The sequence below is a fragment of the Hyphomicrobium sp. 2TAF46 genome (assembly GCF_052114865.1).
Lineage (GTDB): Bacteria > Pseudomonadota > Alphaproteobacteria > Rhizobiales > Hyphomicrobiaceae > Hyphomicrobium_B.
This window is the reverse complement of record NZ_JBFRFO010000006.1, coordinates 196331-209044: the sequence shown is the minus strand read 5'-3', so window position 1 is coordinate 209044 and position 12714 is coordinate 196331. Positions and strand designations below refer to the sequence as shown.

Here is a 12714-nt window from a genome sequence, read left to right as displayed (position 1 = left end):
CTTCGCGCTTGGCCTTTTTTGTTTTACCGGATTTGCAGAGTTCGAGAGCTGGCCTCAGCCGGAGCTCGGTGCCCGGCTGTCGAAGCCAATGATAAGCTCATATTCGCCGGGCCGCGATCCTTCGGCGATCGGGAACGTCACCGTTCGCACCGCAGAGAAATAACTAATCGGCTTGTCGAGGCCGACGTTGACGTCAACCTTCGCGCTGTCCGACGCGACTTTGGTGCGCTTCGAATCGTTGACGGCGACTGTGATCGGCAGCGTCACGTTGCCCGGCTGGCCTTTGGGGCCGAGAAGAAGGCGGCCGGAAAAGCCGTATTTCACGGTCACGCGTCCGGGCTCGATCTGGCACTCGCGGGCCGTCTTCGTGATCTCGCCACGTTGCGCGACGGCAAGCGCATCGCCTACGTGGCCGACCTGATAGAACGTGATGTAATTGTCGTGCGGCGCGATGATGAGCCGCGGACAGCCAGCATCAACTTCACCGACGAACGTGCTGCCCGTGGTCGGGTCGCCCGATTTGGCGGCGTCGAGCAATTGCGCCTCGGACACCGACGAAATCTGTGGATTATCAGACGAGCCGCCGAACATGCCGCCGCCGAGACCCGACGTCAAAGACGACATTCCGCAGCCGCCGAGGGCCGCCAGCGTGACCGCAAGCGAAGCGGAGGCGCACACCCGGGCTGGCGAAGGACAACGGCGCACCGTCGTCACATCCCTGCTATAAGGATGCCGAAAACCCGAATTGAGCAACATTGTCCCCCAAGGTTCAAACTTCCGGCCCCTTGTTTTGTCTAAAAAGCACCGTAGCATCCGATAGTTTCGGTTCCCAAGTGCATTTTCACGCGCGCCGAACGAGTATAAAGGACGTCTTTCTTCCATGTCGGGCCTTAACCAAATCGAAGCGACCGTGCAAAAGCCGCCTCTCAAAATCCTACTCGCTGCCCCGCGCGGTTTCTGTGCCGGCGTCGATCGTGCCATTCAAATCGTAGAACAGGCTTTGACGAAATTCGGCGCCCCCGTCTACGTCCGTCATGAAATCGTGCACAACCGTTATGTTGTTGATTCCCTGAGGGCTAAAGGCGCCGTTTTTGTGAAGGAGCTGGATGAGATTCCAGATACCTCGCAGCCCGTGATTTTTTCGGCACACGGTGTGAGCAAGGCAATTCCTGAGGCGGCGCGCGGCCGAAACATGTTCGTCGTCGACGCGACCTGCCCGCTCGTATCGAAGGTCCACATGGAAACGGCTCGTCACCACGAGCAGGGCCGGGAAATTATTCTTGTCGGGCACCGTGGCCACCCCGAAGTCGTGGGCACGCTCGGACAATTGCCCGAAGGCGCAATCACGCTGGTCGAATCCGTCGAGGATGTGCGGGCATTCACACCGAAGGACCCAGAAAATCTTGCCTTCGTCACGCAGACGACGCTGTCGCTCGACGATACCGCCGAGATCGTTGCCGTTCTCAAAGAGCGCTTTCCGGGCATTGGTGGCCCCGTGAAAGAAGACATCTGCTACGCGACGACCAACCGTCAGAATGCGGTCAAGGCCTTGGCCCCCCAAATCGATGGATTGATCGTGGTCGGCGGCCCGAAAAGCTCGAATTCGTTGCGTCTGGTCGAAGTCGCGGAACGCGCGGGCTGTCGGTTTTCGTTCCTGGTCGAGCGCGCGACAGACATTCCGTGGGAGAAGCTCGACGGAGCGGCAACCATCGGCATCACGGCTGGTGCGTCGGCGCCCGAGGTCATCGTCGAAGAAGTGGTCGAAGCGTTTCGCAGCCGCTATGATGTGACGATCGACGTCGTCACGACGCTCGAGGAGCGCGTGATCTTCAAAGTGCCGCGGGAAGTCCGAGTCGCGCGCGCTCCCGTCGGGCAGCAGCAGCACTAACTCCATCCAGCGCGCGGGAACATGGCCGTCTATACAGAAGTCAGCGACGACGAGCTTGCGCGCTTCATCGATGGATACGCGCTCGGGCGGCTGCTTTCATTCAAGGGAATTGCCGAGGGCGTCGAGAACACCAACTATCTGGTGCACACGACGGACGGCACATTCATTCTGACGCTCTACGAAAAGCGTGTCGATCCCGCCGATCTGCCGTTCTTTCTCGGATTGATGGAACATCTGTCGGCCGGCGGCGTCACCTGCCCGCTGCCGGTACGCGACAAGAACGGGCAGATTTTGAACGAGCTTGCGGGGCGGCAGGCGGCGCTGATCACCTTCCTCGAAGGTGTCTGGCCGAAACGGCCCAAAGTTTTCCATGTCCTCGAGCTTGGGAAGGCCCTCGCCCGCATGCATATCGCGGGCGAAAATTTTGCGTTGAAGCGCGCCAATGCTCTGGGCCTTAACGGGTGGCGGCCGTTGTTCGATAAATTCTCGGCGCGAACCGAGGAGATCTGCGGCGGCCTTCATGACCTGATCGCGAATGAGCTTCGCTACCTCGAATGCTCTTGGCCGCAGGATCTCGCGGAGGGGATCATCCACGCCGATCTCTTCCCGGACAACGTCTTCTTCGTCGACACCGAGCTTTCGGGCCTTATCGATTTCTACTTCGCGTGCAACGATGCGCTCGCCTACGACATCGCCATTTGCCTCAACGCGTGGTGCTTCGACGCCAAATCGCAATTCGAACCTGCGAAGGGCGGTGCGCTGCTAGAGGGTTACAACAGCGTGCGCCCCTTGAGCGCGGCGGAGCGCGCGGCCATGCCGGTGCTTGCTCGCGGCGCAGCGATGCGCTTTCTGCTGACGCGCAGCTACGACTGGCTCAACACGCCGAAAGACGCGCTCGTCGCCCGCAAGGATCCCGCCGACTACGTGCAGCGGCTCAAATTTCACCAATCGGTCGGCGATATCGCCGAATACACGGCACAGCTAACTTCATGACCGGCGAACGACCTAAAGTTCTGATCTACAGCGACGGCGCCTGTTCGGGAAACCCGGGGCCCGGCGGCTGGGGCGCCATCCTCATTTCCGGCGAACACCGGAAGGAGATCAATGGCGGCGAAGAGCTGACGACGAACAATCGCATGGAGCTCAAAGCAGCGATTTCGGCGCTCGAAGCACTCAAGAAGAAGAGCGACGTCGAGCTCTGGACGGACAGCGTCTATGTCCGTAACGGCATCATGTCGTGGATTCACGGCTGGAAGAAAAACGGCTGGCGGACTGCCGATAAAAAGCCGGTCAAAAACGCGGAGCTCTGGCAGGAGCTGGACGCGCTCCGCAACAAGCATCACGTCGTCTGGCATTGGCTGAAGGGCCATGCCGGCCATCCGGAAAACGAGCGCGCCGACGAACTGGCGCGCATCGCCATGGCCCCGTTCAAGACGCGGGGCCGACCGGCTTTGCGGGCCAACGATTCAAAGTGAGCGGTCGATCATCGAGCAGAGGTTGGCGGCGCTCGACTTTTCCGCGACAGGCGGGCTGTCCTCGACGTTCAGGACTTTGACCACGCCGTTATCGACGAGCATCGCGTAGCGCTTCGATCGGAGCCCGAGACCGAAGTTCGAAAGGTCGATCTCGAGACCGACCGCCTTGGCAAAATCGCCCGAGCCGTCCGCCAGCATTTCGATCTTGCCCGTTGCACCGGTGTCTTTCGCCCAGTTCGTCAAGACGAAGATGTCATTCACCGCTGTGCAGGCGATGGTGTCGATGCCCTTGGCCTTCAGTTCATCGACGCGTTCGACGAAGCCCGGCATGTGGCTTTTGCTGCAGGTCGGGGTATAGGCGCCCGGAACAGCGAAGATCGCCACTTTCTTGCCGGAGAAGATTTCGCTTACCGATTTGGGTTGCGGGCCGTCCGCCCCCATGACCGTGAACTTGCCGTCCGGCAGCTTATCTCCGACGTTGATCGTCATGGCGTCCTCTGAGTTCGTTTCTCCAGGTGGCTTCTATGTAGCCGCTCAAAAGCGCTACTCAAGAGTAATCGTCGCTTCGGACTGGCCCTTGCCGTCGATCATCGTGACCGTCAGCGGCTTGCCCTTCAAATCTTTGACGTCGACCCCGTCCGTCAGATCGACTTCGAATACGGCCTTCCCCGACGCGTCCTGCACGCGTTTCGGCAGCGGCACATAGAGGCCTCCCGGCGCTTCCACGAACGCGTCGGCCGTTGCGAGCGCCGTGGTTTCGACGTTCAGCACGAGCTTCGGTTTTCCTGCGTTTTGATCGAGATGCCAGCCGGCCAGAGTGGGGTCTATGCCCTGCCGTGGCTTCGTGACCGGAACATGAGCAAGAATGTTCGTCAGTTCTTCGGAAGTGCCGACACCCGGTGGAATCACCAGTTGCAGCTCAGCTTCGGCAGGGATGCAGATGTCCTTGCAAACGCCGTAGGCGACCTTGGCGTGAAGCGTAACGGGCTTGGTCGGATCTGCCGGCTTCACCGAGACGGGGAAGAACACGCCGTTTTTGTATCCGACAACGTCTCCGGCCTTGTCGTGCAGCCGATGCGGCGCGGGAAAAAGGACGGTCGCGGATGCGAGGTTGGCCGATCCCTGCCAGTCGAATTCCGGCGGCACGCCACCGGCATCTCCCGGCGAACGCCAATAGGTTTTCCATCCGTCGGGCATCGCTACCTCGACGCCAGCGTAAAGCCCGGACGTTCCATCACGCGTGGCGCTTCCGGCCAGAAGCCGGGCCTTGTTGTTGAAACCTTCGTGCCAATCGGACGCGACGGGGCCAGGATCGCTCGATGCTGTGGCAGTGCCCAGAACCAAAAATGCTATAGCCAGTCTGATCAAAACATCGCCTTTCGATATTCGTTCATGGATCGGGCGCGCCGCCCCCGCGTTCCTGTCCAATTATACGTCGCAACGAAACCTGACGTTATAGCGGCGTCCTTATTGCACTTTTGGACGTCTTCACGCGGCGGTTCTATGGGGCTAGTCTCTCCGATATGAAAGTAAACCGACCGACGGGCCAGGCAACAGGCCCCGATATCAAGCTTGAGGGGCAGCTTCTCATCGCTATGCCGGCGATGACGGACCGCAGATTTCAGCGCTCGGTCATTTACATGTGCGCCCATTCGTCCGAGGGGGCCATGGGCCTCATCATCAATCAGCGGGCCAACCACATCACGGCGCCGGATCTGCTCGAAAGGCTCGGTATTTCGGCGCGCAACCCCGATGACGAGATCACAAGCGAGGTTTTGTCGCTTTCCATTCAAGTCGGTGGCCCGGTCGAGACGGGCCGCGGTTTCGTGCTGCACAGCTCGGATTATTTTTCCGAAGATTCGACGCTCGCGATCGAGCCAGGCGTCTGTCTGACGGCAACGATCGATATTCTGAAGGCCATAGCGCAGGGGCGCGGGCCGGCGCGGGCGCTGTTGGCGCTCGGCTATGCGGGCTGGTCGCCGGGGCAGCTCGAAACCGAGCTGCAGGCCAACGGCTGGCTGCATTGTCCGGCCGATCCGGAACTCATCTTCGACGAGGATCTCGAGAGCAAATATTCCCGCGCGCTGGCGAAAATGGGAATCGATCTCTCACATCTCGTCAGCGACGCCGGGCACGCCTAGGAATTCCGCCCGGCCTTTCTTTCCTTCTCTCTCTCAAGCGCTGCCCGAGCTGACCTTCGGGGCTTTCGTCTCGTCGCCCGTCGCGCCGGGCGTCGCGGGGCCGCCGCTCGTCCTTCCCGTCGGAAGCGGCGTTCCGGCCAGTCGCGCGAGACTTGCGGCGATCGAGGGCGGGAGCGTCGAAAAATCCGGCTCGGTTGAGGGCTGCGACGGAAAACCGGCGCCGTTGACAGGCAGGGGCGGCGGCGCCCCAGGCGGAGGCGGCGCTCCCGTCGGGCCGTCGCTTCTCAACGAAGCCGGTACGATCGAGGGCGCGACCGACGGAGCGGGCGGTGGCGTGGCGCTAGCGCGGGCCAAAGCTTCTGCTAGCGGCGAGACGATGTTCGGCTGTGCTGCCTCGGATGGCCGATCCTTCGGCTGCATGATCGGAGGAAGCGGGCTTCCGTTCTGCAGGTTCGCGGGGGGTATCGCGAGATGGGCCAGCGGAGCTGCCTCAGGTCCCTTCGCAGCGGCTAGCTGGCGCGGCTTGGATGGCGGCCGCTGCGGCGATTGCTGCGGCTGCCCCTGGGGCTGCATCGGTGGCGGGAATGGAGCGGAAATCGTAAGTGGGGCTGCCGCACCATTATGCGCCCCATTGAGGGCCCCGTTCATCGGCAGGCCGTTCATGGACGCGCCGTTCGGGGGCGCAGCGAGGGCCGCTGCACCGTTCGCTTGCGGCTTGGCGCTGGCGGGTGCGGTCGCCGCTTTCTGGCGTTGGCGCACGATGGATCCCGACGGCAGCGCCGCCTGCTTTGATTGTGCGGCAAGCTTGGCCGGAGGCGCCGTCTTTTCGTCGGGCGATGCCGCCTTTGGCGGAGGCGCGATTGCGCGTGCGGGCTTCTGCGCAATCTCCTTGGCCGGGCTTTTCGTCTTCGGCCGGAAGAACCCGCGCGGCTGCATCTTCCGCTCGGAGCGGCGAACCATTTTCAAAAGCTGCGAGACGGCACGGTCCGGGATCGGCTCGCCGAAATGATAGCCTTGCGCGTATTCGCAGCCGATCGAACGCAAGAATGCCGCTTCGTCGGCGCGCTCGACGCCTTCGGAGGCAATCGTCTTCGAGAGCTCGTGCGCCAACGCGACCATAGACCGGACGATCGCAGCGCCCTCGCCCGTGCTGCCACCTCGGATAAGCTCGCCAGAGACCTTGATCGTGTCGAACGGAAAGCGGTGCAGATATGCGAGCGAGGAAAAGCCGGTGCCGAAATCGTCCAGCGTCAGCTCGACGCCAGAACCGCTCAACATCTTCAGCACCTCGACGGCCTGCTCGGGATTATCCATGAGCAGGCTTTCGGAAATCTCCAGGCGCATCGTTCCGACGGGAGCGATGTTGCGGCCGAGAACGTGACGGATTTCCTGCACCGACTCGGGCCGGAAGAGTTGGCGACCGGAGACATTCACGGTCACGAATAGCGGCCGCTCGGAACGCGGCAGCTCCAATACCCAGCGCGCGACGTCCTTCGCTGCGCGCAGCAGAAGATGCGACGTGAGCTTGATCAGAAGCTCGGTATCTTCGCTGTCTGCGACCACTGCGAGCGGATTTACGAGTCCGAGCTTTGGATGCTCCCAGCGGAGTTGCGCTTCGAAGCCAGCCAGCTCCTTCGTCGGGAGATAGACGATCGGCTGGTAGAGGACCCGAAGCTGACCCTTTTCGATGGCCCGCGCGAGATCGCCTTCGACCTCATTGTCGAGAAGACGGTCGCGGCGCATTCCGGGCTCGAAGACCTCAATTCGATCTGAGCCAGCCTGCTTCGCGCGGTACATCGCGAGCTGAGCGTCCTTCAGAAGATCGCCGTCGGCGCCCTGCGTTCCGTCCCAAAGGGCAATGCCCATCGATCCCGTCAGCACGACTTCCTGGTTCGCGAGTGGTATCGGCGCGCGGAGCGAGCGGCGCACACGTTCGGCAAGCGCGGGAAGATTGCGGGCTTCGCGCTCGCCCGTGAACAACAGAGCGAACTGATCGCCGCCGACGCGTGCAACCGTATCTTGCGGGCCGAGATGACGTTGCAAACGGCGCGCAACGGTCAACAGCAGGCTGTCGCCGCGCACGAGCCCCAAGGACGCGTTCGCACTCTTGAATTTGTCGAGATCGATGTAGATCACCGCGGGTTTTACGGTGTTGTCAGTCTTGGCGCGAACCATGACCGCCTTCAGGCGATCGAGAAACAGCTCACGGTTCGGAAGGCCGGTCAGGCTGCAATGGACGGCGTCGTGCAACAGCCGCTCATGCGCGCGCTTGGTATCGGAAACGTCACGCAGCAGGCCGACACACCGCAACGTCCGGCCGTCGGAGTTCGGCACACTGGCCGCCTCAAGCTCGAACCATCGCCAGCTGTTGTCGGCGTGGCGCAAACGGAAATCGCTCTTGATCCTGATGCCCGAGCGTTCCTGAGCCGACATCAGCGTGACGCGGAAGCGTTCCTTGTCGGTCGGGTGGACGTGCTTCAGGAACTCCTCGACCTTGGCCGATAGCTCGCCGGGCATCAACGACAGTGCGACTTCGACTTCGGGACCGACCTTGATTTCGTCACGGCGGATGTTCCATTCCCAGACGGTCGATCCGGATGCGGCAAGGGCCAGCGATCGCGCCTGCAGTTCCGACGGCGCGCCGGCATACGAGGTATCAGCTGAGCGGAACGCGAACTGCGTAACGGTGAAGCCCATAAGGATGACGACGAGGACAAGGCCTGCAACAAGGCTTGCGACGACGACGTCGCCCGACATACGGCCGCTCAGCGTCATTCCCGTCGCGAAGATCCAGACGAGGAAAAGCAGCCACGTCGGCACGAGCGAGAGCGCGCGGTCCTGGCCTTTCATCGCCAGGAAAACAGTGAACAGGCCGCCCACACCACCGATCGCCAGGAACGAGAGCCGCGCGAACGTCGCGGCAAGACGAGGATCAATGACAGCGACGGCGATGAGCGTCAGCTGCGCCACCATCCAGACACCGATCATCATCCGGACGAGGCCGTGCCATAGCGCGAGGCGTAGGAACGTCGTGAGGAAGATGATGAAACTCGACGCCATCGCGGCTTCGCCCGCGGCGCGATAAACGGCGTTATCCTCAGGCCGCAGGTTGAACAGCTTGTGGAAGAAACCAAAGTCGACGCAGAGATAGGTGAGCACCGTCCAGGCGACGAGCGCGGCAGCCGGGAAAATCAATTTGTGATTGGCCGCGAAAATCGCCGTCAGGAAGATTGCGAGCAGGCCGGTCAGGCCCAGCATCGCGCCGTTGAAGAGCTGACGGTCGCGGCTTTTGATTTCGTAATCGATCGGCTGCCAGAGATACATGCGCGCGTAGCGCTCGCCGGCGAGCTCGGCGACGTAGGTAATGGTCTGGCCTGGTTCCAACGTGATGCGGAAGACGTCGGCCTTGTCGCTCTTGATGCGCTCAGGGACGAAGCCGACCGAGGGCGTAACGCTTTCGATGCGGCGCGCATCGAGATCGGGCCAAACGGTACCCGAACCAACGATCGTGTAGCGGTCGGCGGTCAGCAACCGTTCGAGAGATTTATCGGTCTTGTTGGTCAGCGCGAACACCATCCAATTCGGACTGGTGCCCGGCACAGAGGCCCGGACCGTCATGCGGCCGGAGACGCCATCGGCGCCAGCGGCGGTCTCGACCTGAAGACTATCGCCGCGGCCTTCGTAGGCTTCACCGAGCGTGGTGATCTCGAGGCGATCCTGATCGCCTTGCACAGGGATCGGCGTCAGGGCTTCGGCTCGTCCGGAAAGCGCCACGAGGCACAGCGCCAGCGTGCCCAGCGCGGAAAGCCAGGCTCTGGCGTATCTCCCCCGGTTCATCCCCCCTGCTCCCATCAGCGCCCCCGCTCCGATCCACCGGGAGCCGGCCCGTCGGCGAGCCGAGCATAAAGCAAATGATCTTCCCAACGACCGTTGATCTTGAGGTAGGAGTTGGCAAGCCCCTCACGCTGAAAACCGGTGAATTCGAGAACGCGCATCGACGCGAAGTTGGACAGCATGATAGCGGCCTCGATGCGATGCAGCCGCAGCGCATTGAAGGCCATCGGCAGGATCATGCCGACTGCCGCGCGCATGTGGCCACGGCCCGCGTACTTCGCACCCATCCAGTAACCGAGCGACGCCGTCTGCGCGGATCCGCGCCGGACGTTCGAGAGCGTTATGCCGCCAATCAAAGCGCCGGTCGCATTTTCGAAGATGAAATACGGGTACGAGACGTCGTTGTGAACGTCCTTGGCGTAGGCGCGCAGGCGGCGGCGGAACATGGTGCGAGAAAGATCATCCTGCGCCCAAGTCGGCTCCCAGGGGGTGAGATGGGCGCGACTGGCGGCCCTAAGTTCCGCCCATTCAGAGTAATCCGCGGCGACGGGCTGGCGTAGCGTCAGCGTCGAGCCCTGGACGGTCTCGAAATCTTCATCGGGACGGATGGACCGAAGAAAAGCCACTCTGTCTCACCTCGTTCCTTCGGCGGCGGGCATCCGCGTGCCGCGCGGCGTGAACCTTCCCGCAATACGCGAGGCCTGGCCATTGGATTTCCGGCCTGAGCCGATGACCGCGACGGAGGGAGCCTCTTCGGTCAGGGTTTGTGCGAACGCCTTGATGCGATCGCGATCGACGGCGTCGACTTCCTGGATCAGTTCCGCGACGGGAATGAGACGTCCCTGGGCAAGCAGCTGCCGCGCCATTTGTTCGGCATTGACGGCGGAACTCTCGAGCGCCATCAGCAGGCCGGCCTTGAGCTGCGCCTTCGAACGCAGTAACTCGGCGTCTGTCGGACCGGTTTCCGCGATCTCTTCAAGTTGCTGGACCACGACGTCGGCGAGTTCGCCGACCATCTCAGGTCCAGTCGCTGCATGCACGGACAGCATTCCGGTATCCCTCAGTCCCCAAATCGAAGAGTCGATCGAGTAGCAAAGGCCCCGATCCTCTCTGATCTCCTGAAACAACCGTGACGACATTCCACCGCCGAACAATCCCGAGAACACCTGCGCCGTGTAGAAAGCCGGGTCCAGATACGAGGGCGACGGCAAACCAATCAGAACGTGACTCTGCTCGAAGGGCTTGCTCGACGCCGCAAAGCCGCCCCGATATTGCGCAGCTCTGTCGAGTCCCCGTGTCCTCTGAGTGAGCCCGCCGAATAGGGCCTCAACGTGGCGAACGATGTCTTTGTGCTGGACTGCGCCGGCAGCGGAAACCACAATCGAGTCAGGGATATAGTGCTCATCGAGATATGATCTCAGATCGGTCGCGGTAAATCGGCCGACGCTCGCCTTCGTACCGAGGATCGGCCGGCCGATCGATTGGCCCGGAAACGCGACGCCCTGCATCAGGTCGAAAGCCATGTCGTCGGGGTTATCGTCAGACGCAGCAATTTCCTGCTGGATGACGACGCGTTCGCGGTCGAGGTCGTCGGCTGCGAATTTCGAATTCAGCAGAATATCGGCGATGAGCTCTAGCGCGACCGGCTCGTCGCCCTTCAGAACGCGGGCGAAATAGGCGGTCGTATCGAGCCCGGTCGACGCGTTGAGGTCGCCGCCCACGCTTTCGATCTCGTCGGCAATCTGGCGGGCGGAGCGCGTTTTCGTGCCCTTGAACGCCATGTGCTCGAGAAAATGGGCGAGGCCGTGCTGATCCTCGCGTTCGTGGCGCGCACCAACGGCGACCCAGACACCGAGCGAGACAGTCTCGAGAGACGGCATCCGGTGGGTGACGATGCGAAGGCCACTCGGAAGCGTGGTGAGTTCGGTCGCCATCGCTACACCCCCGATGCGACGCGGCTGTGGTGCAGGACGAAGTCTTGGATCGCCCGCAAATCGTTCGGCAGGACCTCGAACCGTTCGGCGTCGATCATCAGGTGTTCAAATCCTCGCGGCAACGCCGGGTTTTTGCCCGTGATCGCTTCAATGGCGTCCGGAAATTTGGCTGGGTGCGCCGTCGACAAAACGACGGTTTCGCCGTGAGGCACCCGTTCGGCCGCAACGAGAGCGCAGGCGGTATGCGGGTCGACTACATATCCGGTTTCGGTGGCGGTCGTGCGAATGCAGTGCGCAACGTCGGCTTCGGAGGCCGAGACGGCGGCGAAGTCGGCTTTCAGCGCGGGCCACAGGCTGCCGAGTTCGAAGCGGCCATTGGCGGTGAGCGAATTCATCAGGCTCCGAACGAGGGCAGCGTCGCGGCCCGACGCCTCAAACAGATAGCGTTCGAAGTTCGAAGAGACCTGGATATCCATCGACGGGGACGTCGTCGGGACGACGCCTCGCATCGCGTAGACGCCGGTTTCGACGGCACGCGGGAGGATATCGTTTTCGTTCGACGCGATGATCAGCTTGTCGACGGGCAGTCCCATCCGCTTGGCGACGTAGCCAGCAAAAATATCGCCGAAATTCCCGGTCGGCACCGAGAAGGTCAGAGGGCCCCTCACGCCCGTCAGGCGCGACGCGGCGTAGAAGTAATAGGTGACTTGCGCGACGATGCGGGCCCAATTGATCGAGTTGACGCCCGACAGTTCGACCCGGTCGCGGAAGGCGTGGTCGTTGAACATGCCTTTGACGAGCGCCTGGCAGTCGTCGAACGTGCCGTTGACGGCGATGGCGTGGACGTTCTTTTCCTTCGGCGTCGTCATCATGCGCCGCTGCACGTCGGAAACGCGGCCCTCGGGAAAGAGAATGACGACGTCGACGCGCTTCGATGACCTGAACGCCTCGATGGCGGCGCCGCCGGTGTCGCCGGAGGTCGCGCCGACAATCGTTGCCCGCGCTCCGCGCTTGGCGAGCACGTGATCCATCAACCGCGCTAGCAACTGCATCGCGACGTCCTTGAACGCGAGCGTCGGCCCATGAAAGAGTTCGAGGATCGTCAGTCCCGGCTTCAAGGCGTGGAGCGGGGTGACCTCGACGCTGTTGAACGTCGCGTAGGCTTCCCCGGCCATGCGGCCGAGCTCTGCGCGCGTGATGTCATCGCCGGTGAACGGGCTGATGACATCGACGGCGATTTCCGCGAACGACTTCTCGGGGAACGAGGCGATGGTTGCAGGCGCGAGCACCGGCCAGTGTTCGGGGACGTAGAGGCCGCCGTCTCGCGCGAGACCGGCGAGAAGAATGTCCTCGAAACCAAGCTTTTCGACTTCCCCGCGCGTTGAGATGTATTTCAAATCTGCTCTCTTTGCCTAATCCTGCCGGCGAGCCTAATTGGACCG

The 12714-nt window shown here is 62.2% G+C and carries 11 protein-coding genes; 4 read left to right on the top strand and 7 right to left on the bottom strand.

Annotation, left to right across the window (positions count from 1 at the left end):
* Positions 1–54 precede the first annotated feature (54 nt).
* Positions 55–624 carry a hypothetical protein gene (locus AB4Z24_RS14195; RefSeq protein ID WP_441709181.1) on the bottom strand — a complete coding sequence of 190 codons (570 nt, stop codon included), beginning with the start codon at positions 622–624 and terminating at the stop codon, positions 55–57.
* A gap of 256 nt (positions 625–880) precedes the next feature.
* On the opposite strand from AB4Z24_RS14195, the gene ispH reads away from it, so the two are divergent.
* From ispH to rnhA, 3 genes are read left to right on the top strand one after another with little or no spacing between them, the layout of a single operon-like run.
* The gene (gene ispH, locus AB4Z24_RS14190) at positions 881–1888 is read left to right on the top strand and encodes a 4-hydroxy-3-methylbut-2-enyl diphosphate reductase (protein ID WP_441709179.1); all 1008 of its coding nucleotides are present in this window, start codon (positions 881–883) and stop codon (positions 1886–1888) included.
* Between the two features lie 21 nt (positions 1889–1909).
* On the top strand, positions 1910–2881 hold the full coding sequence (locus tag AB4Z24_RS14185; RefSeq protein ID WP_441709177.1) for a homoserine kinase: 972 nt from the start codon (positions 1910–1912) through the stop codon (positions 2879–2881).
* A complete protein-coding gene (gene rnhA, locus AB4Z24_RS14180) occupies positions 2878–3363 on the top strand; it encodes a ribonuclease HI (RefSeq protein ID WP_441709175.1) in 486 nt (161 codons plus the stop codon). The genes AB4Z24_RS14185 and rnhA overlap by 4 nt, the downstream gene beginning before the upstream one ends.
* Here the strand turns inward: rnhA and AB4Z24_RS14175 are convergent.
* Positions 3355–3852, bottom strand: coding sequence for a peroxiredoxin (locus AB4Z24_RS14175; RefSeq protein ID WP_441709173.1), 498 nt, complete (start codon positions 3850–3852; stop codon positions 3355–3357). The genes rnhA and AB4Z24_RS14175 overlap by 9 nt on opposite strands.
* Positions 3853–3906: 54 nt before the next feature.
* A complete protein-coding gene (locus tag AB4Z24_RS14170) occupies positions 3907–4731 on the bottom strand; it encodes a protein-disulfide reductase DsbD domain-containing protein (RefSeq protein ID WP_441709171.1) in 825 nt (274 codons plus the stop codon).
* Positions 4732–4886: 155 nt separating this feature from the next.
* Between AB4Z24_RS14170 and AB4Z24_RS14165 the strand changes: the two genes are divergently transcribed.
* Complete coding sequence (locus AB4Z24_RS14165) at positions 4887–5504, top strand: YqgE/AlgH family protein (protein WP_290995830.1); 618 nt, start codon at positions 4887–4889, stop codon at positions 5502–5504.
* A 33-nt stretch (positions 5505–5537) separates the two neighbouring features.
* On the opposite strand, the gene AB4Z24_RS14160 is transcribed toward AB4Z24_RS14165, so the two are convergent.
* The 4 genes from AB4Z24_RS14160 to thrC are packed head-to-tail and all read right to left on the bottom strand — an operon-like array spanning position 5538 to position 12669.
* Entirely contained in the window at positions 5538–9341 is a 3804-nt protein-coding gene (locus AB4Z24_RS14160) for an EAL domain-containing protein (protein WP_441709169.1), read from the bottom strand.
* Positions 9342–9355: 14 nt separating this feature from the next.
* A complete protein-coding gene (locus tag AB4Z24_RS14155) occupies positions 9356–9964 on the bottom strand; it encodes a GNAT family N-acetyltransferase (RefSeq protein WP_441709168.1) in 609 nt (202 codons plus the stop codon).
* A 6-nt stretch (positions 9965–9970) separates the two neighbouring features.
* Positions 9971–11272, bottom strand: coding sequence for a M16 family metallopeptidase (locus tag AB4Z24_RS14150; RefSeq protein ID WP_441709166.1), 1302 nt, complete (start codon positions 11270–11272; stop codon positions 9971–9973).
* A gap of 2 nt (positions 11273–11274) precedes the next feature.
* Positions 11275–12669 carry a threonine synthase gene (thrC, locus tag AB4Z24_RS14145; protein WP_441709164.1) on the bottom strand — a complete coding sequence of 465 codons (1395 nt, stop codon included), beginning with the start codon at positions 12667–12669 and terminating at the stop codon, positions 11275–11277.
* Between the last annotated feature and the right edge of the window lie 45 nt (positions 12670–12714).